The sequence below is a fragment of the Candidatus Dormiibacterota bacterium genome (assembly GCA_036495095.1).
GTDB lineage: Bacteria > Chloroflexota > Dormibacteria > Aeolococcales > Aeolococcaceae > CF-96.
The window spans coordinates 22,327-41,676 of record DASXNK010000185.1; the positions used below are offsets into that span (position 1 = coordinate 22,327).

General features: G+C 73.3%; 18 protein-coding genes. 13 read left to right on the forward strand and 5 right to left on the reverse strand.

Annotated elements, in window-relative coordinates; all coding sequences use genetic code 11:
- Positions 1-15 precede the first annotated feature (15 nt).
- Genes VGL20_18200 through VGL20_18215 form a run of 4 tightly spaced genes read left to right on the forward strand, consistent with a single transcriptional unit; the run spans position 16 to position 4,089 of the window.
- Positions 16-1,041, forward strand: coding sequence for an ABC transporter permease (locus VGL20_18200; protein HEY2705618.1), 1,026 nt, complete (start codon positions 16-18; stop codon positions 1,039-1,041).
- The gene (locus VGL20_18205) at positions 1,038-1,964 is read left to right on the forward strand and encodes an ABC transporter permease (GenBank protein HEY2705619.1); all 927 of its coding nucleotides are present in this window, start codon (positions 1,038-1,040) and stop codon (positions 1,962-1,964) included. The genes VGL20_18200 and VGL20_18205 overlap by 4 nt, the downstream gene beginning before the upstream one ends.
- Complete coding sequence (locus VGL20_18210; GenBank protein HEY2705620.1) at positions 1,964-3,031, forward strand: ABC transporter ATP-binding protein; 1,068 nt, start codon at positions 1,964-1,966, stop codon at positions 3,029-3,031. Before VGL20_18205 ends, VGL20_18210 begins: the two co-directional genes overlap by 1 nt.
- Positions 3,028-4,089 (forward strand): dipeptide ABC transporter ATP-binding protein, encoded by a 1,062-nt coding sequence (locus VGL20_18215; protein ID HEY2705621.1) that lies wholly within the window; start codon positions 3,028-3,030, stop codon positions 4,087-4,089. The genes VGL20_18210 and VGL20_18215 overlap by 4 nt, the downstream gene beginning before the upstream one ends.
- A 53-nt stretch (positions 4,090-4,142) precedes the next feature.
- Here the strand turns inward: VGL20_18215 and VGL20_18220 are convergent, their stop codons facing one another.
- Positions 4,143-4,610 (reverse strand): Clp protease N-terminal domain-containing protein, encoded by a 468-nt coding sequence (locus VGL20_18220; protein HEY2705622.1) that lies wholly within the window; start codon positions 4,608-4,610, stop codon positions 4,143-4,145.
- A gap of 7 nt (positions 4,611-4,617) precedes the next feature.
- Positions 4,618-6,201, reverse strand: coding sequence for an alkaline phosphatase family protein (locus tag VGL20_18225; protein ID HEY2705623.1), 1,584 nt, complete (start codon positions 6,199-6,201; stop codon positions 4,618-4,620).
- Between the two features lie 99 nt (positions 6,202-6,300).
- Between VGL20_18225 and VGL20_18230 the strand changes: the two genes are divergently transcribed.
- The 9 genes from VGL20_18230 (at position 6,301) to VGL20_18270 (ending at position 17,156) form a co-directional block, all read left to right on the forward strand.
- Positions 6,301-7,053, forward strand: a complete 753-nt coding sequence (locus VGL20_18230) for a molybdopterin-dependent oxidoreductase (GenBank protein ID HEY2705624.1) — start codon at positions 6,301-6,303, stop codon at positions 7,051-7,053.
- On the forward strand, positions 7,046-7,708 hold the full coding sequence (locus VGL20_18235; GenBank protein HEY2705625.1) for a cytochrome b/b6 domain-containing protein: 663 nt from the start codon (positions 7,046-7,048) through the stop codon (positions 7,706-7,708). Before VGL20_18230 ends, VGL20_18235 begins: the two co-directional genes overlap by 8 nt.
- 425 nt (positions 7,709-8,133) lie before the next feature.
- Entirely contained in the window at positions 8,134-9,033 is a 900-nt protein-coding gene (locus VGL20_18240; GenBank protein HEY2705626.1) for a response regulator, read from the forward strand.
- A gap of 95 nt (positions 9,034-9,128) precedes the next feature.
- The gene (locus tag VGL20_18245) at positions 9,129-10,235 is read left to right on the forward strand and encodes a hypothetical protein (GenBank protein HEY2705627.1); all 1,107 of its coding nucleotides are present in this window, start codon (positions 9,129-9,131) and stop codon (positions 10,233-10,235) included.
- Between the two features lie 93 nt (positions 10,236-10,328).
- Complete coding sequence (locus VGL20_18250; protein ID HEY2705628.1) at positions 10,329-12,800, forward strand: EAL domain-containing protein; 2,472 nt, start codon at positions 10,329-10,331, stop codon at positions 12,798-12,800.
- 68 nt (positions 12,801-12,868) lie between these two features.
- Entirely contained in the window at positions 12,869-14,308 is a 1,440-nt protein-coding gene (locus VGL20_18255; GenBank protein ID HEY2705629.1) for a TldD/PmbA family protein, read from the forward strand.
- Positions 14,308-15,636 (forward strand): metallopeptidase TldD-related protein, encoded by a 1,329-nt coding sequence (locus VGL20_18260; GenBank protein ID HEY2705630.1) that lies wholly within the window; start codon positions 14,308-14,310, stop codon positions 15,634-15,636. Before VGL20_18255 ends, VGL20_18260 begins: the two co-directional genes overlap by 1 nt.
- A 10-nt stretch (positions 15,637-15,646) precedes the next feature.
- A complete protein-coding gene (locus tag VGL20_18265; GenBank protein ID HEY2705631.1) occupies positions 15,647-16,636 on the forward strand; it encodes a sodium:calcium antiporter in 990 nt (329 codons plus the stop codon).
- 91 nt (positions 16,637-16,727) lie between these two features.
- On the forward strand, positions 16,728-17,156 hold the full coding sequence (locus tag VGL20_18270; GenBank protein HEY2705632.1) for a YciI family protein: 429 nt from the start codon (positions 16,728-16,730) through the stop codon (positions 17,154-17,156).
- A gap of 4 nt (positions 17,157-17,160) precedes the next feature.
- Here the strand turns inward: VGL20_18270 and VGL20_18275 are convergent, their stop codons facing one another.
- From VGL20_18275 to VGL20_18285, 3 genes are all read right to left on the reverse strand, one after another.
- Positions 17,161-18,036 (reverse strand): deoxyribonuclease IV, encoded by an 876-nt coding sequence (locus tag VGL20_18275; GenBank protein ID HEY2705633.1) that lies wholly within the window; start codon positions 18,034-18,036, stop codon positions 17,161-17,163.
- A 28-nt stretch (positions 18,037-18,064) separates the two neighbouring features.
- Positions 18,065-18,973 carry an SDR family NAD(P)-dependent oxidoreductase gene (locus tag VGL20_18280; GenBank protein ID HEY2705634.1) on the reverse strand — a complete coding sequence of 303 codons (909 nt, stop codon included), beginning with the start codon at positions 18,971-18,973 and terminating at the stop codon, positions 18,065-18,067.
- 103 nt (positions 18,974-19,076) lie between these two features.
- A partial coding sequence (locus VGL20_18285; protein HEY2705635.1) for an RNA polymerase subunit sigma-24 occupies positions 19,077-19,350 on the reverse strand: 274 nt, incomplete at its 5' end.

Genomic DNA, 19,350 nt, shown 5'->3' on the forward strand with positions numbered 1-19,350 from the left:
GTTGGCTCGCCGGCAATGTGGAAGTACATCGTCAAGCGCCTGGCGCTCGGCGCCCTCACGGTCCTGGTCATCACCTTCGTCGTCTACGGCTTCCTGTGGCTGCTTCCCGAGAAGCCCTACGCGGCGCTGATCAACCGGCCCAACCAGCCGCTCGCCGCCAAGCTGGCGATCATCCACCGCTTCGGTGCCGACCAGCCCTTCTTCGTCCAGTACTGGACCTTCCTCAAGAACCTCCTCAAGCCGCTCTGGACCTGGTGGGGGTTCCCGCCCCACGCCCCCCAGCCGCCCGACCTGGGGGAGTCGATCCCGCTCCACTCCCAGGTCTTCGACGCCATCAGGGTGCGGATGCCGGCGACCGCCGAGCTGATGATCACCTCGTACATCCTCACCCTGCTGATCGCGGTGCCGGTCGGCATCATCAGCGCCGTCAAGCAGTACAGCAAGCTCGACAACGCGGTGACCAGCCTGTCGTTCCTGGGCATCTCGCTGCCCAACTACTGGTTCGGCTCGATCCTCATCTACCTGCTCGCCGACCTGCCCTACCAGCACGGGTTCGGCACCATCTTCCCGGCCAGCGGCCAGCACACCGGTGAGCAGACCGGCTTCCTCGACCTGGTCTGGCACCTCAGCCTGCCGGTGATGGTGCTCGCGGTGCAGTCGATCGCCGGCTACGCGCGCTTCATCCGGAGCTCGATGCTCGAGACCCTCAACCAGGACTACGTGCGCACCGCCCGGGCCAAGGGGCTGGCCAACCAGCGGGTGGTGATCCGCCACGCCTTCCGCAACTCGCTGCTGCCGTTCATCACCCTGCTCGGGCTCGACATCCCCACCCTCTTCGTGGGCGCGGTGATCACCGAGTTCGTCTTCAGCTGGCCGGGGATGGGCCAGCTCTTCGTCATCGCCGCCGACGGCAACGACTACTCCACGCTGCTCGGCATCCTGCTGATTCTCAGCACCATGGTGATCGTCTTCAACCTGCTCGCGGACATCGCCTACACCTGGGCCGACCCGCGGATCAGCTACGAGCGCACCCGGGGATGACCACCACCAACACCATCCTCACCCCGGGAGGCGCCGCCGATGCCGCCGCCGTCGACTTCGAGACCACCAAGGAGATCGGCTACTACCGGCTGGTGTGGCGGCGCTTCTGCAGCCGCCGGGTGGCGCTGGTGGGCGCGGTCGTGCTGGTGGTGCTCGCCCTCGCCTGCTACGTCGGCCCCTTCTTCCTGCCCGCCGAGAGGGTCGATCTGACCATCACCAACCTCGCCCCCTTCACCAGCATCCACCACATCCTCGGCACCGACGACACCGGTCGCGACCTGCTGCTCCGCAACCTCACCGGGGGCCGCATCTCGCTGCTGGTGGGGGTGACGGCGATGCTGCTCACGATCACCATCGCCACCGTCCTGGGGGCGCTCAGCGGGTTCTTCGGCGGCATCATCGACAGCGCGGTGACCGCGCTCACCAACGCCGTGCTCAGCATCCCCTCGATCCTCATCCTGGTGATGTTCGCCAAGTGGCGGGGGCAGAGCGTGCTCACGATCGTGGTCGGCATCGCCCTGATCGGCTGGCCGGCCACCGCCCGCATCGTGCGCTCGGTGGTGCTCAGCGTCCGCGAGAAGGAGTTCGTCGAGGCGGCGCGGGCGGTGGGCACGCCGCGGCTGCGGATCATCAGCCGCCACCTCATCCCCAACGCGCTGGGGCCGATCGTGGTCTCCGCCTCGCTGACCATCGGCGCCGCCGTCCTGCTCGAGTCGGCGCTCTCCTTCCTGGGGCTGGGCATCAACCCGCCCACCGCCACCTGGGGCAGCCTGCTCAACGAGGGCCGCGACAAGCTCAGCAACCCCAGCGGCATCTTCTACTCGCTCTGGCCGGGGTTCATGATCCTCATCACCGTGCTCAGCTTCAACTACATCGGCGACGCCCTGCGCGACGCCTTCGACCCTCGGTCGCTGGAGCGCTGATGGAGCCGCCGCCGCTGCTCAGCATCGAGGGGCTGCGCACCCACTTCCTCACCAACGACGGGGTGGTGCGCGCCGTCGACGGGATCAACCTCAGCGTGCGCCAGGGCGAGACCCTGGGGCTGGTGGGCGAGTCGGGGTGCGGCAAGAGCATCACCGCGCTCACGGTGATGCGGCTGCTGTCGCGCCCGGGGCGGGCGGTCGCGGGCCGGGTGACCTTCAACGGCCGCAACCTCCTCGAGATCTCCGAGCACGAGATGGAGGACGTCCGCGGCAACGACATCGCGATGATCTTCCAGGAGCCGATGACCTCGCTGAACCCGGTGTTCCGGGTCGGCGACCAGATCGCCGAGGGCCTCGAGCGTCACCTCGGGGTGGGCCGCGAGGAGGCCCACGACCGGGTGGTCGAGCTCTTCACAACCGTCGGCATCCCGTCTCCCGAGCGGCGGCTGCGCGAGTATCCGCACCAGCTGTCCGGGGGGATGCGCCAGCGGGTGATGATCGCGATGGCGCTGGCCTGCAAACCGAAGCTGCTGATCGCCGACGAGCCCACCACCGCCCTCGACGTCACCATCCAGGCACAGATCCTCGAGCTCATCAAGGAGCTGAAGCGCACCCAGAACATGGCGGTGATCATGATCACCCACGATCTCGGGGTGATCGCCGAGGTCGCCCAGAACGTGGCGGTGATGTACGCCGGCAAGATCGTCGAGCGGGCCCAGGTCGAGGAGCTCTTCGCCGCCCCCCAGCACCCCTACACCCAGGGGCTGCTGGGCTCGATCCCGTCACCCGACAAGCTGGGACGCCGCCTCGACGTCATCCGCGGGACGGTGCCGCACCCGCTCAACCTCCCCCCCGGCTGCACCTTCGCGCCCCGCTGCCCGCAGAGGATGGACATCTGCGACACCGCCTTCCCGGCGCTGGACTCGACCGGGCCCTCCCACGACGTCGCCTGCTACCTGTACACCAGCCGGCAGGACGAGGTGCGCTCCACGGGGCCGATGCGGCTCGAGCCCGGCAGCCCGCTCGCCGACGAGGTGCTCCCCGCCCAGGAGGGGCTGACGGCATGACCATCGCCCCCCACCAGACCGGCGCCGCCAGCGGCGCGGGCGCGGCCGGCGCCGGCGTCATCTACCAGGTCCGCGACCTGCGGAAGTGGTTCCCGATCCGCAGCGGGCTGCTCCGCAAGGCGGTGGCCTACGTGCAGGCGGTCGACGGCCTCAGCTTCGACATCCGGCGCGGCGAGACCGTCGGCCTGGTCGGCGAATCGGGCTGCGGCAAGACCACCACCGGCCGGCTGATGCTGCGCCTGCTCGAGCCCACCGAGGGCTCGCTGCGCTTCGATGGCGAGGAGCTCACCACCCTGCCCTACGACCGCATGAAGAAGCTGCGCGGCGAGATGCAGATCATCTTCCAGGACCCCTACGCGTCGCTGAACCCGCGGCTCCCGGTGGGCGACATCATCGGCGAGGGCCTGCGCAACATGGGGGTCCGCGACCGCGACGAGCGCGAGCAGCGGGTCAGCGACATGCTCGAGCGGGTGGGGCTGCGCAAGTACTACATCAACCGCTATCCGCACGAGTTCAGCGGCGGCCAGCGGCAGCGCATCGGCATCGCCCGCGCGCTGGTGCTGCGGCCCCGGTTCGTGGTCGCCGACGAGCCGGTCTCGGCTCTCGACGTCTCCATCCAGTCCCAGGTGCTGAACCTGCTCAAGGACCTGCAGGAGGAGCTCGGGCTCACCTACCTGTTCATCTCCCACAACCTGCAGGTGGTGCAGCACGTCAGCGACCGCGTCGGGGTCATGTACCTGGGCAAGCTGGTCGAGCTCGCCCCCGCCGCCGACCTCTACCGGTCGCCCAAGCACCCCTACACCCAGGCGCTGCTCAGCGCCATCCCGCTGGCCGACCCGCGCCGCAGGCGCGAGCGCATCCTGCTGCGCGGCGACGTGCCCTCGCCGATCGACCCGCCCAGGGGGTGCCGCTTCCACACCCGCTGCCCGATCGCCCAGCAGGTCTGCCGCGAGGTCGAGCCGGTGTTCGAGCCCAAGGGCGACCCCGCCCATCTCGCCGCCTGCCACTACTCCGGCACCAGCCAGGTCGAGGAGCTGGCCCGCAAGGTCGCCATCTAGCTCCAGCCCGCCGGCGGCGGGCGCGGCTCAGCGCGCCTCGGCGGCGACGCGACTCAGTCGCCGGTCTCGGCGGCCCCCGCCTCGGCCAGCCAGGTCAGCGCGTCGCGGACCTCCCCGACGGTCACCCCGCGGTCGCGCAGGAGGTGGGCGGCGAGGCCGTCGGGCTCGAGCAGGAGGCCGACCAGCATGGTGCCGGTGGTGACCACGGTGAGGTGGGTGCGCACCGCCTCCTCGAAGGCCATCTCGATCGCCCGCTTCAGCCGGGTGGTGGGCACCGCCCCCCCGATGGTCTGGTAGCGCGGCGGGGGCGGGGACGGGGCCGCCTCGACGCCGGCGCGGACGGCGGCGGCGTCGAGCCCCAGCCCGGCGAGGGCGGTGGCGCCCAGGGAGGCGTCGACGCCGAGCACCCCGAGCAGCAGGTGCTCGGTTCCGAGGTGGCGGGCGCCGCCGCGCTCGGCCTCGTCGTAGGCGAGCTTCAGCGCGCGCTTGGCCTCGGTGGAGAGCCGCTCGAACCTCTGCACCCCAGCATCATGCGCCCGGGCCGGCCGCGGCGCAGGCCACCGGCCCGCTCGGCCTGCGGGCCACCCCGGGCTCCTGGGCGGGGGGCGCGCTGTTCACCGTCACCGGGTACCGCTGCACCAGCGCCGAGGTCAGCCCCCCGAGACCCGGGATGGTGCCGCCGAGCAGGCTCAGGGGCGCGCTGACGAGGCAGCTGCCGGTGGTGATCCGCGGGTCGAGGACGGAGGGCCGGGGCAGCGCCGGCACCGACCGGTCGACGGCGGCGAGGTTGAGGGCGGTGGTGAGGTCGCCGACCGCGCCGCGCCGCCAGGCGGTGAGGTTGGGCACCTCGGCGCCGAAGCGGGTCTCGATGAGGCGCAGCAGGGAGGTGTGGTCGAAGACGTCGGAGCAGACGAAGCCGCCGCGGCTGAAGGGCGAGACCACCAGCATCGGCACCCGGAAGCCGAGGCCGATGGGACCGGCGATGCCGCCGGCGCCGGCCGGGAGCGGGCTCACGGTGAGGGCCTCCCCGGCGGTGCCCGGAGGCGGCACCGGCGGTGGCACGTGGTCGAAGAAACCGCCGTTCTCGTCATAGGTGACCAGAAGTACCGTCCTCGCCCACAGCGCGGGGTTGCCCGTCAGCGCGTTCAGCACCTGCGCGATGGCGAGCTCGCCGAGCTCGACCGGCGCCGGCGGATGCTCGCTCTGCAGCAGCGGCGCCAGCACCCAGGACACCTGCGGGAGCGTGCCCGCGGCGCAGTCGAGCTCGAAGGTGCCGGGGAAGCTGGGCACCAGCGCCCGCGCCGCGAGCACCGGGTTGGTGAGGATGTTCCGGAAGTACGGCAGCACGTTGTCGCCGAAGTTGCCGTCGGGGCTCGCGTACACCTTCCAGCCGATGCCCCGCGCCTGCAGCTGCTCGGGCATGGTGGTGTGGGTGAGGGTGCCGAAGCGCTCGACCCGGGTCGAGCTGGTGCTGAGGACGGGCCCGCCATGGGCGCCTGCCGGGTCGAGCGACGCCGCCACCGTGTAGAGGCGGTTGGGGTCGGTGGGTCCGAGAACCGAGCAGTGATAGCGGTCGCACACGGTGAAGGCGTCGGCGAGCGCGTGGTGGAGGGGCAGGTCGGCGCGGGTGTAGTAGCCCATCGTCAGCGGCCCGTCGGCGGCGCCGTCGACGGCGATGTGCCCGCGCACGAAGCCGTCGAGCCGGCCGCCGTTCCAGTAGCCGTGCTGCGGCCCCCAGCCGTGGTTGATGTCGTTGGTGCACTCGCCGTTGTGGAAGCTGTCCAGCCGGAATGGATACAGATGGCCGCCGTGCACCCCGCCCGGGTAGCCGGGCTGGGCGAGGATCGACAGCCCGCTGCCGTCGCCGAGCGCCGGCACCGCCGGGTCGGCGAACCCACGCACCCCGCGCAGCGTGCCCAGGCAGTGATCGAAGGAGCGGTTCTCCTGGACCAGGATGACGATGTGCTCGATGTCGGTCAGGCGGCCGCAGGCGGGCGCGGCTGCGAGCGCCCGCTCGATCAGCGGGTGGGCGAGCAGTGAGGCGGCCCCGAGGGCGGCACCTCCCACGAGCCCCGCGGCCAGCACCTCACGGCGGGTGAGCCCCTGCACCATGGCGCGTCTCCTCGTCCCCAGCGGCGTCGGCGACCAGTGTGGGCGCAGCGACCGGGCGCCGTCATCCCGCGGTCACACCTCCGGGCGTATAACCAGTGCATGAGCCCCGGTCCCGAGGACGTGCTCCGCGGGCGGCCGGTGGGCCGCCGGCTCTTCCTCGCGCTGCTCGGCGCCGGCACCGCCGGGCTCGCCCTCACCCGTTTCGCCTACGCGGGTGACGACGCCACCCCGGGCAATGTCGCCACCGCGGTGCCGGTGGGGTCGATGACCCCCGACGACCGCGAGCCGCTGGAGGGGATCCACCCCAACATCGTCCCGCCGGAGCGCTTCCGCTACTACTCGGTGGGCGACATCCCCAGCTTCACCGAGCGCTCCTGGCGGCTGACCGTCGACGGGGCCGGGCTCGACGGGTCGATGACCCTGCGGCTCGCCGACCTCAGATCCTTTCCCAACGTCGCGATCCGATCCACCTTCCGCTGTGTCACCGGCTGGCGGGTGCGCGACTGCATCTGGCGCGGGGTGCGGGTGCGCGACCTCGTCGACGCCAACCGCCCCAACGGCGGCGCCCGGCACATCACCTTCTACGCCGGCGACGGCGTCTACACCGACAGCCTCACCATCGGGCAGGCGCGCAGCGACCACGCGCTGCTCGCCTGGGAGCTGAACGGGCGCCCGCTGATCCGCGAGCAGGGCGCCCCGCTGCGGCTGATCTATCCCGACATGTACGGCTACAAGAACGTGAAGTGGCTGCGCCGCATCGAGGTGAAGCCGGTGCACGACCTCGGGTTCTGGGAGCAGCGCGGCTGGGACGACAACGCCTACGTCTACACCCCGCCGCCTGCGCGTGGATGAGCCGCGCCCGCGGCTGGTGGAACGGTTCACCAGAGCGGAGCGCACCCTGCACTGGACCTATGCGCTCCTCTTCCTGATCCTGCTGCTCAGCGGCCTCGGGCTCTACCTCGGTCCCGGCGACAACCCGGTGCTCGACCGCCGCGAGCTGATGCGCAGCATCCACCTCGACGCCGCGGTCGCGCTCTGCGGGCTCTTCCTGCTGGTCGCCGCCGGCAGCCCGGGCACGCTGCGACGGCTGTGGCGCGACGTCGAGTGGTTCGACCGCGACGACGCCCGCTGGCTGCTGCGGGTGTGGCTGCCGGCGCGACTGCGCCGCCGCCCGCTGCCGCCGCAGGGTCGCTTCAACGCGGGGCAGAAGCTCAACACCGTGCTCACCGCCGCCGCCACCGTCGGGCTGACCCTCACCGGGACGCTGATGTTCGGCGGTGGCCACCTGCCCACCAGCCTCAGCGAGTCCGCGGACACCTGGCACCTGCTGCTGATGAAGGCGATGTACCCGCTGGTGGTCGGCCACCTGGTGATCGCCCTGCTGCTGCCCTCGACCCGCGGCGCCCTCCGCGGCATCGTCACCGGGCGGGTGCGCCTCGACTTCGCGCGCCGCCGTCACGCCCGCTGGGCGGACCCGGTGGAGAGCTCGGACCGCGAGGCGACCTGAGAGTCACGCGACCCGCAAGTATTGCCGGGCCGGCGTCGTTGTTTCAGAGCACCCGTGAACCCTCTCCCCGGCGGACGGGGAACACCCCGGCGAGCGTGACAGCGCTCTCCGGAGACTGAGAGAAGGAGGTGATTCTGATGGCGACTTGGACCGGCCACGAGATCCACGGAAGCTGGGTCTGAATCCTGACCCGCCTTGATTCTCGATGCACAGCGATGACCGCCGGATGGCGGTGCTGTCGCGATGATGTTCCCGCCCGGCCGCTCGGCGCAGCGGCCTGATGGAGCCGGCCTTAACGATTGCTGGCGTCCCCGGCGTGCGGCGCACGCCGGGGACAGCGGCCACAGCGGGCCTTGGCAAGTCACCCTCGACAGCGGATACTGCGCGAACGCCCGTTCAGAGCACCGCGCACCCGAGGAGAGGCATTGGCGCACGAGGACCCGATTCCGGCCGCGGCCGCGGCGGACGCCGTGCCCGTTCCCGTCGAGGTCGTCCCCGAGGGCACCGGGCGGATCCGGCCCGACCAGGCGATCGGCCCCCGCACCGCCTTCGTGGTCGACGCCTCGGCGAGCATGCAGCTGATCTCCACCACCCTCCTGCGCATCGCCGGCTTCACCGTCGAGTGCTTCGGCGCTCCCGCCGCGGCGGTGCAGCGCTCCATCGACAACTGCCCCGACCTGATGGTGGTGGAGCCGCGCAGCCCCGGCATCGACGCCCTCGCGACCATGCGCGTGCTCCACGAGCTGCACCGCAAGCGCAGGCCGGTGGTGGTCTGGTGCACCACCGTCGTCCCCGACGCCGACCAGGTGGAGGAGGGCTCGCGGCTGGGGCTGCGCGGGGTGATCATCAAGCCCTTCCGGCTGGAGGCGCTCACCTCGCTGGTGCTGCGCGTCTGCCGCGACGAGGATCGCGAGCGACGGCTCCGACGGCGCGGGGTCCCCACCGAGCAGCTGGCGGCGCGCAACCTCGACGCCCGGGCGACGCGGCTGTGGGCGGAGGCGGAGGCCGAGGCCGACCTCGCCGCCGGCGCACCGCGTCCGCTCTCGATGGTACGGGTGTGGGCACCCGGCGCCGAGATCGGCGCCGCGGTGCGGGGTGCGCTCCGCTCCACCGACACGGTGGGACGCGCCCCCGACGGCAGCCTGGTCGTCCTCCTCCCCGACGTCGACGCCGCCGGAGCCGCCGCGGTGGCGACCCGCCTGGCCCGGGCGGTCGCTGGGGTCGCGGCGGGGGCGCTGGTGCTCCCGGTCACGCGCCGTCCCGAGGAGGCACCGATCGAGCTGCTCGATCGCCCGCTTCCGGAGGCCACCCCCCAGGCCGGCTGATCCGGGCGGCAGCGGAGGAGGACCCGGCCACGCGTCCCTTTCCCCGCTACATCACCGCGGCGACGCTGTCCCTCTACGGCGACTGGTTCAGCACCGTGGCCATCGTCGTCCTGCTGCTCGACCTCACCGGGTCGAGCGCGGCTCCGGCGCTCTACATGCTCGCCCGGGTGGTGCCCCGGCTGGCCGGGGCGGTGATGGGTGGCGAGCTCGCCGACCGGCTCCCGCCCCAGCGGGTGGCCGCCGCGGTGGCCGCCCTCCAGGGCCTGCTCATGGCCTCGATCATCGTGTCGGCGGGCCGGCACATGGTCTGGCCGATCTACCTGGCGGTGGCGGTCTCGCAGCTGCTCGGGGCGGTCGCCCGCCCCGCCCTGCTCGCCCTGCTGCCCCGGCTGGTCGTCGAGCACGAGCTGACCCGCGCCAACGCCCTGCTGAGCACGGCGATGTCGTCGTCGACGATGGTGGCGCCGGCGCTCTCGGTGCCGCTGCTCGCGCTCTTCGGGCGGCCGGAGGTGCTGATCTACGTCGACGTCGCCAGCTTCGCGGTCGCCGCACTGCTCCTCGCCTCGCTGCCCGCGGGAGGCCGGGCGGCCGGCGGCGCGCTGCGCGGGGCGCTCGCCGGGGCACGGGTGGTCTGGGGCGACGGCCACCTCCGCGCCCTCGCCGGCGCCTACCTCGGCGGCGCGCTGGCGGTCACCACCGCCTCGGCGGTGCTGGTGCTCGCCGCCGCCGAGCGGCTCGGCGGCGCCGACCGGGTGGGGGCCCTCTACGCCGCGGTCGGCGCCGGCTCGGTGCTCACCAGCGCCCTGGTGATGCGCCGCGGCGCGATCCGGGTGATGAGGAGCACCCTGGTCGCCGGCGCCCTCGCAGAGATCGTGCTGCTCGCCGTCTTCACCCTCTGCCAGGGGCTGTGGACCGCGGGGCTCGCCCTCGCCGCCAGCTCGGGGGTGGCCTCGATGTACCAGGTCTGGGGCTCGACCGAGCTCCAGCTGCGCGCCGACCCGGAGGTGCTCGGCCGCGCCGGGGCCGCGCTGGTGGCGGCGCAGTACACGGGGATGATCCTGGGCGCCCTGCTCGCCACCGTCCTGGTGCCCCTCCTGGGGTGGGACCGCGCCCTCTACGCGGCCTGCTGCCTCGGCCTGGTGACGGTCGCCGCCACGATCACCGGACCGGAGCGCACCGGCGCCCCCCAGCCGGCCCTGTAACGGCCCGGTGGCGGGGCGGTCCTGGCTGCTCCCGTGGGGTGACAAGGAGGCACCCGCACGGGCGCGGCGCGCGATGCCCCATACGATCCCGGCGTGCAGCGTCAGAGGGATGATGCGACCTGGGCTCACCGTGCCCCGTGGCTGGTCGGCGCCCTGATGCGGGTGATGGGGCCGCAGCCGCCGCCGACCCGGGTGACCTTCAGCCGGCCCCTGGTCGCCTACGTGTCGGCCGTCGGGGTGGTGGCGCTGCTCGTCACCGCCCGGCTGATGACCAGACCCACCGACCTGATCGGGGTCGCCCTGGTGAGCGCCGCCATCCTCGGCATGTCGCTGGTGAGCACCCGGATCGGCTCGCTGCGGATGAGCGTCAGCGCCACCTCCTTCCTCCACCTCGGCCTGGCCATCACCACCGGCCCCTTCGGGGTGGTGGCGGCCTCGCTGGCGGAGACGGTGGCGGTGGCGGTGCGCTTCCGCAGCGGCTGGTTCCGGAGCATCTTCAACCTCGCCAACAGCCTGCTCTGCGGGGTGACGGCGTGGGCCACCTACCACGCCCTGCTCCCGATCGGGGGCCCGGTGGCGGTGCGGGACGGCCTCGCCGGCATCGGCGCCGGGGCGGCCCACTACGCCATCAACTACGGGCTCATCGCCGGGGTGCTGACCCTCGCCACCGGCAAGCCGCTCCGGGTGCACCTGCGCGCCGCGCTCTCCGCCTGCCCGTATCACCTGATGTACGGCTACGCGGCGGTCGCCTTCGTGGTGCTCCGCGACCACTTCGGGCCGTGGGGCTTCACCTTCGCCCTTGCGCCGGTGGCCGCCCTGCAGCTCAACCTGATGATCCTCGCCAGCCGCTCCGCCGCCCACGAGCGCGAGCGCGCCGCCGCCGACGAGGCGCTGCGGGTCAGCGAGCGCAGCTTCCGGGTGCTCTTCGCCTCCAACCCGCACCCGATGTGGGTGGTCGACGCGGTCTCGCTCGGGTTCATCGCCGTCAACGACGCCGCGGTCGCCCAGTACGGCTACTCCAGCGACGAGTTCCTCACCAGCCGGCTCGAGGACATCACCGACACCCGTGGGATCGTGCGCCACTGGGACCCCTCGACCGAGCGCGACGTCCGCCGGCTGCAGCAGCGCCACCGGCTGCGCGGCGGCGAGGTCATCGAGGTGGAGGTGAGCGCCCACGCCACCGACTTCGAGGGCCGCGACGCGGTGCTGGTGCTCGCCCAGGACATCACCGAGCGGGTCCGGCTGGAGGAGCAGCTCCGCGACCAGGCGCTCCACGACCCGCTCACCCGCCTCCCCAACCGCCTGCTGCTCCAGGACCGGATCGACCACGCCCTCGCCCGCCAGCGCCGTACCCAGCGGCCCTTCGCGCTCCTCCTCCTCGACCTCGACAACTTCAAGACCGTCAACGACAGCCTCGGCCACGCCGCCGGCGACCACCTCCTCGTCGCCGTGGCGAAGCGGCTCACCGACTGCCTGCGCGCCTCGGACAGCGCCGCCCGGCTGGGCGGCGACGAGTTCGCCATCCTCCTCGAGGACGCCGGCGGGCCCGACCACGTCGCCCCGGTCGCCGAGCGGCTGGTCGACGCGCTGCGCCAGCCGTTCATCGTCGAGCAGCGGGAGATCTTCCTCGGGGTGAGCATCGGCGTCGCCATCAGCGACGCCAGCCGGCTGAGCGCGGACGAGATGCTCCGCGACGCCGACCTCGCCATGTACGCGGCCAAGGCGCAGGGGCGCGGCCGCCACGTCGTCTTCAGCCCGCGGATGCGCGAGGCGGCGCTCGACCGGGTCGCGCTCGAGCACGACCTCCGCCGCGCGGTCACCGCCGGCGACCTCCACCTCGTCTATCAGCCGCAGATCGACCTGCGCAGCGGCGAGACCGTGGGCGTCGAGGCGCTGGTGCGCTGGCGCCACCCGGTGCTCGGGATGGTGCCCCCGGACCGCTTCATCCCCCTCGCCGAGGAGGCGGGGATGATCGGGGCCCTCGACGCCTGGGTGCTGGAGACCGCCTGCGCCCAGACCCGGGCGTGGCGCGAGGCCGGCGCCGGCGGGCTCCAGGTCGCCGTCAACCTCAGCGGCACCGAGTTCGAGGACGCCGAGCTGGTCGACCGGGTCGCCGAGGTGCTCGCCCGCCACGACCTCCGGCCCGCCGACCTGGAGCTCGAGATCACCGAGCGGGTGGCGGTGCAGCAGGAGCGCTCCGCCCGCCAGACCCTCGACCGGCTGCGGGCGATGGGGGTGCGCATCGCCATCGACGACTTCGGCACCGGCTACTCGATGCTCGCCAGCCTGCGCCAGTTCCCCGGCGACAAGCTGAAGATCGACAAGTCGTTCGTCCAGGAGATCGTCGACACCCAGGACCGCGCCCCGCTGGTCGCGGCGATCGTCGCCATGGGCCACGGGCTCGGCCTGGAGGTGGTCGCCGAGGGGGTGGAGACCGAGGAGCAGCTCGCCGTGCTCCGCCGGCTCCGCTGCGACGGCGCCCAGGGCTACCTGCTCGGCCGTCCCGCCGACCCGCACGTGGTCGAGCAGCGGGTGCTCGCCGAGCGGGGGGCGGTGACCGCCTGAGCCGAGGACGCCGCGTGTAGCATCCCGTCCCCCAGACCGGTGGGCGCCTCAGCGCCCAGAGGAAGAAGATGGACGATGTCGCCGAGCGGGCCCTCGACGAGGCGGCGGTCGCCGGCGCCTCGTACGCCGATTGCCGGGTGGTGGTGCGCACCGTCCAGACCGTCGAGGTCAAGAACGGCCGGGTGGCGCGGGTCGCCCTCCACGACGACGAGGGCGTGGGGGTGCGGGTCATCGTCGGCGGCGCCTGGGGCTTCGCCGGCCTCGACCGCGTCGATGCCCGCGGCGCCGAGGACGCGGTGCGCCGGGCGGTCCGCATCGCCCGCGCGGGCGCCCGGCTGCGCAGCGCCCCGGTGCGGCTGGCTCCGCTCCCCCCGGCGACCGGCGAGTACCGCACCGCGGTGGCCGTCGACCCCTTCGCGGTCTCGCTCGAGCGCAAGATCGAGGTGCTCCTGGCCGCCGACGCGGCGATGGCCCGGGTGCCGCGGGTGACGGTGCGCGACAGCTCGCTCGAGTTCGTCCGCGAGCACCGGCTCTTCGCCAGCAGCGAGGGGGCCCGGCTGGAGCAGACCATCGTCGAGTCCGGCGGGGGCATGGACGCCACCGCGACCAGCGACGACGAGGTGCAGACCCGCAGCCACCCCAACAGCTTCGGCCGCCACCAGCTCTGCGCCGGCTGGGAGGCGATCGAGGAGATGGCCCTCCCCGACCACGCCGAGCGGATCGCCGGCGAGGCGGCGGCGCTGCTCACCGCCGACCCCTGCCCGGCGGGGCGGATGACCCTCATCCTCGACGGCACCCAGGCCGCCCTGCAGGTGCACGAGTCCTGCGGCCACCCCACCGAGCTCGACCGGGTGCTCGGCGACGAGGCGGCCTTCGCCGGCACCTCCTTCCTCATGCCCGAGCTGCTCGGCAGCTTCCGCTACGGCTCGGAGGCGGTGACCATCGTCGCCGACGCCACCTCCCCGCGCGGCCTCGGCACCTTCGGCTGGGACGACGAGGGGGTGCCCGCCGAGCGCACCGTGCTCGTCGACCGCGGGCTCTTCACCGGCTACATGTCCTCCCGCGAGACCGCCGCGCTCTTCGACCGGGAGAGCAGCGGCACGATGCGCGCCGACGGCTGGTCGCGGCTGCCGCTGATCCGGATGACGAACATCAACCTCGAGCCGGGCGGGTCGTCACTCGAGGAGATGATCGCCACCACCGAGCACGGCGTGTACCTGGAGACCAACCGGTCCTGGAGCATCGACGACCGCCGCCTCAACTTCCAGTTCGGCTGCCAGAACGGCTGGGAGATCCGCGACGGCCGCCGGGTGCGGCTGGTGCGCAACCCCCTCTACTCGGGCACGACCCCCGAGTTCTGGCGCTCCTGCGACGCCGTCGCCGGCCCCGACGAGTGGCGGATGTGGGGGGTGGTGAACTGCGGCAAGGGCGAGCCGATCCAGGTGATGCACGTCGGCCACGGCGCCGCCCCCTGCCGCTTCCGCGACGTGCGGGTCGGTCCCGCCTGATGCTGCGCCACTCCGCCGACGAGTGCCTGGCGCTCGCCGACGCGGTGCTCGCCGCCGTGCCCGACGGCGAGGCCGAGGTGCTGGTCACCGAGGACGACCTGGCGCTGACCCGCTTCGCCCGCAACACCGTCCACCAGAACGTCGCCGAGACCGGCCTCAGCCTCCGCCTCCGTCTGGTCGCGGCCGGCCGGGTCGGGGTGGCCGAGCTGCGCGGCGGGGGCGCCGACGCGATCGAGCGGCTGGTGCGCAACGCCGAGGAGGCGCGGCGGCTGGCCCCCGCCCAGGACGACCTCGCGCCCCTGGCCGAGCCCGACGGCGGTGACGGCCCCTGCGGCTGGAGCGACGCCACCGCCGGCGCCACCCCGGAGCAGCGTGCCGAGGGGGTGGCGACGGTGATCGCCGCGGCGGCGGCGCGGGGGCTCGAGGCCTTCGGCGCCTACAGCACCCGGGCGACCCAGCGCGCCGTGGTCAACAGCCGCGGCGTCCGCCGCCACGGGCGGGTCACCGCCGCCGGCCTCAGCGCGGTGGTCCGGGGCGACGAGGGGGCGGGGTACGCCGACCGCCACGCCGTCGACGCCGGCGACCTCGATCCCGCCGCGGCCGCGGACGAGGTCATCGAGACCGCCGAGCGCAACCAGGGCGCACGGCCGGCCGACCCCGGAGAGTACGAGGTGGTGCTGGCCCCGTACGCCGTCCGGGAGCTGGTCGCCCACCTCTCCCACATCGGCTTCAGCGCCCTCGCCGTCCAGGAGCGCCGCAGCTTCATGCGCGCCGGCGAGCGGCTGATGAGCCCCGGCGTCGGCATCCGCGACGACGCCGCCGACCCGCTGGCGCGGCCCTTTCCCTTCGACCACGAGGGGGTGAGCACCCGCCGGGTGACCTGCATCGAGCAGGGGGTCTGCCGCGACGTGGTCTACGACACCCCGACCGCGCTCCACGACGGGGTCGCCTCCACCGGACACGCCCTGCCCCAGCCGAACACGATCGGGCCCTGGGCCACCCACCTGGTCATGGACCCGGGCACGGCGAGGGTGCCCGAGCTCGTCGCCGGGGTGCGCCGCGGCCTCTACGTCACCCGGTTCTGGTACGTGCGGGTGGTCCACCCGCTGCGCACGGTGATCACCGGGATGACCCGCGAGGGCACCTTCCTGATCGAGGACGGCCGGCTCGGCGCGGCGGTGCGCGACCTGCGCTTCACCCAGTCGATCGTCGAGGCGCTGAGCCGGGTGCTCGGGATCAGCGACGAGCGCCGGCTCGAGCTCGGCGAGGACGGCAGCGCGGTGCTGGTGCCCTGGGTCCGGCTCGAGGGCTTCCGATTCACCTCGTGAGCGCCCACCGGTGACCACGGTCGCCCTGTTCGTCGGCGGCCTCCTCCTGATCGTGGTCGCCGCCGAGCTCTTCACCAACGCGGTGGAGTGGGCGGGGTTCCGCCTCGGGCTCGCCGCCGGCGCCACCGGCAGCCTGCTCGCCGCCCTGGGGACGGCGCTGCCCGAGACCACCGTCCCCCTGGTCGCGATCATCCGCGGCGGCGCCGACGCCGACGCGGTCGCGGTGGGGGCGATCGTCGGCGCCCCCTTCCTGCTCCTCACCCTCGGGGTGGCGATCACCGGCGCGGCGGTGGCGGCGCGGCGGCGCGACCCCCACCTCCATCCCGACATGGGCCAGCTGCGCCGCGACCTCGGCACCTTCCTCGCCGGCTTCGGGGTGCTGCTGATCGCCATCGCCCTGCCCCACGGGGTGCGGATCGCGCTCGCGGTGGGGCTGGTGCTCCTCTACGCGCGGCACGTCCGCGCCACCCTCTCCGGCAGCGACCCCGCCACCGAGCAGCCCGAGGCGCTCCACATCAGGCGGCGGTCGGAGTGCCCCTCGGGGCCGGCGATCGCCGTCCAGCTGGGCATCGCGGTGGCGATGCTGATCGCGGGCGCCGAGCTCTTCGTCCGCGCCGTCGAGCAGACCGGCCACGCCTTCCACATCTCGCCGCTGCTGCTCGCGGTGGTGGTGGTGCCGGTCGCCACCGAGCTGCCGGAGATGTTCAACAGCGTCCTCTGGGTGCGCAGCGGCGACGACGGTCTCGCCGCCGGGAACGTGCTCGGCGCGACCGCGTTCCAGGCCTGCCTCCCCGGCGCCCTCGGCCTCGCCTTCACCGACTGGACCCCCGGTCCGCTCGGGCTGGTCAACGGCATCCTCACCCTGCTCGCCGGCCTCTACACCCTCGGACTGCTCCACGACGGTCGCACCCGGGGCTCGCTGCTGATGCTGAGCGCGCTGCCGTGGGCGGGCTACCTGGTGCTGGTGCTGGCGGTCGGGTCACGCTTCCAGGCGGCCTGACCGGGGATGTCGAAAAATGCCGTCGCCCGATCGATGTCCAGGTAGGGCCCGGTCCACCGGGCGTCCAACCGGCAGCACGGAGACCACCACGATGCGGTTCATGATCATTCGCAGGGCCGACAGCAGGACCGAGGCCGGCGTCATGCCGAGCACCGAGGTCCTCGCCTCGATGCAGGCGTACATGGAGGAGCTCGGCAACGCCGGCGTTCTCCTCGACGGCGACGGGCTGCAGCCCAGCTCCAAGGGCGCGCGCGTCTCCTTCTCGAACGGCACGCCGACGGTGACCGACGGCCCCTTCACCGAGACCAAGGAGCTGATCGCCGGCTACTGCATCCTCCAGGTGAAGTCGCTGGAGGAGGCGATCGAGTGGGCTCGGCGCTGGCCCGCGAGCGACGGCGACGGGGAGCTCCAGCTCGAGATCCGCGGGTTCTTCGAGGCCGACGACTTCGGCCCCGAGCTCACCCCGGAGCTCCGCGAGGCCGAGCAGCAGCTGCGCGCCCGGGCCGGCGACCGGGGCTAGACCCCTACGGGGCCACCGGCACCCGGGCCACCGCCCGCGCCATCCCGGCCAGCTCGCGGAGCCGGTTCACGTTGGCGAGGTCGGGGCCGTGGCCGTCGCCGGGCACCTCGAGCACCCACGGCACCGAGGCCAGCCGGGGGTCGTTGATCATCAGCCCGAAGCCGGCGGTGCCGATGAAGCCCTCGCCGATGTTGGCGTGGCGGTCACGCATGCCGCCGAGCTCGACCCGGGAGTCGTTGGCGTGCACCAGCGCGAGCCGGTCGAAGCCGACCGCGGCCTCGAACCCGGCGAGCGCGGCCTCGACGCCGGCCGGGCGGGCGAGGTCGTAGCCGTGGGCGAACGCGTGGCAGGTGTCGAGGCAGACGCCGAGCCGCGGGTCGTCGCCGGCGACATCGAGGATGGCGCCCACCTCCTCGAAGCGGCAGCCGACGCAGCCGCCCTGGCCGGCGCTGTTCTCGACCAGCAGCCGGGCCGGGGAGGAGCTGCGGTCCAGCACCTCGCGGAGCGCCGCGCCGAGGGTGGGCAGCATCCGCTCGAACCCGGCGCCCTTGTGGGAGCCGGGGTGGAAGACCACCCCGTCGGCCCCCAGCCGTTCCGCCAGGTCCATGTAGCGGACCAGCGAGCCGACCGAGCGCTGGAGCAGCACCTCGTCGGAGGTGGCGAGGTTGATGAGGTAGACGGCGTGGAACCAGTGGCCGCGGAGGCGGGCGGCGGCGGCCTTCTCGCGGAAGGCCTCCGCCGTCGCCTCGTCGATGACCAGCGAGCGCCAGGTCTGGGGCTGTGACGGGTGGGTCTGGATGACCTCCGCGCCGATGCCCAGGGCAACGTCGACGGCCCGGTCGATCCCGCCGCGGGTGGAGACGTGGCCGCCGATCAGCACCTGGATCGAGTCCTCCCGCTGACCGAGACTACTGCTTCTGGAGGAAGCTGATCCCGTAGGTCTCGGGCTGGAGTCCGACCGCGGTCTGCCAGGCCTCGGCGATCGCCTCCGGGGTCCAGCGGCCCTCGGAATAGGCGACGCTGATCTCCTTGGGGTGCGACCAGAGGGCCAGCTTGTCGCCGCCCATGCCGATGCACTGGCCGGTGATGCCGGCGGCCTGGTCGCTGGCGAGGAACACCGCCAGTGGGGCGACGTCCTCGGGCAGCCCCATCCCCCAGCCCTTGCGGATGGTGTCGGGGATCGGCTGGCCGTTCTCGGCGGCCTCGACGATCCCGCCCATGCCGGGGATGCTCGCCACCATCCGGGTGAGCGCGTTGGGGACGATCGCGTTCGCGGTGATGTTCAGCCGGGCCAGCTCCATCGCCCAGGTGCGCGCGAACGCGGCGATGCCCGCCTTGGCGGCGGCGTAGTTGGTCTGGCCGAAGTTGCCGCGCTGGCCGGCGATCGAGGAGACCACGAGGATGCGGCCGCCCTCGCCCTGCTCCCTCATCCGGTTCACCGCGGCGCGGACGCAGGTGAAGGTGCCGCGGAGGTGGGTGGAGATGACCGAGTCGAAGTCGTCGTCGGTCATCTTCCAGAGCACCCGGTCGCGGAGGATCCCGGCGTTGGTGCACATGATGTCGAGCCGCCCGAAGGCCTCGACGGCGCGCCCGACGAGCTGGTCGGCGGCCTCGGCGGTGCCCACCGGAACCACCTCGGCGACGGCGCGGCCGCCGGCGTCGGTGATCGAGGTCACCGCCTCCTGGGCGACGTCGGCGTCGACATCGTTCACCACCACCGCCGCGCCGGCGTCGGCGAGTGCCCTGGCGTAGGCCCGGCCGATCCCCCGGCCGCTGCCGGTCACCACCGCCACCTTCCCGTCGAGCGAGATCGTCATGGGATTCCGTGTCTCCTGGTCGAGGGGTCCTGCGGCCGCGGTTCGCCCCTCGGACGCTCGCCACGCCTGGCCGCGGGCACCCCGGAAGGCGGCGCCCGGACGATCAGTGTGACGGACTCGGCTCGATGCGTGACTTGGCGCGAGTGGCGCGATCCAGGAGCAGCTCCCGCTCTCGGGCGTTCTGGGTCAGCGACGCCGCGCGCTCGAACTCGGCCCCCGCCTCGGCGTCCCGGCCGAGCCGGGCGAGCAGGTCACCGCGCACCGCGGGCAGCAGGTGGTACGCCCGGAGGGACGGCTCGGCGGCCAGCCCGTCGACGATCTCGAGGCCGGCCGCGGGACCGACGGCCATCGCCACCGCGACCCCGCGGTTGAGCTCC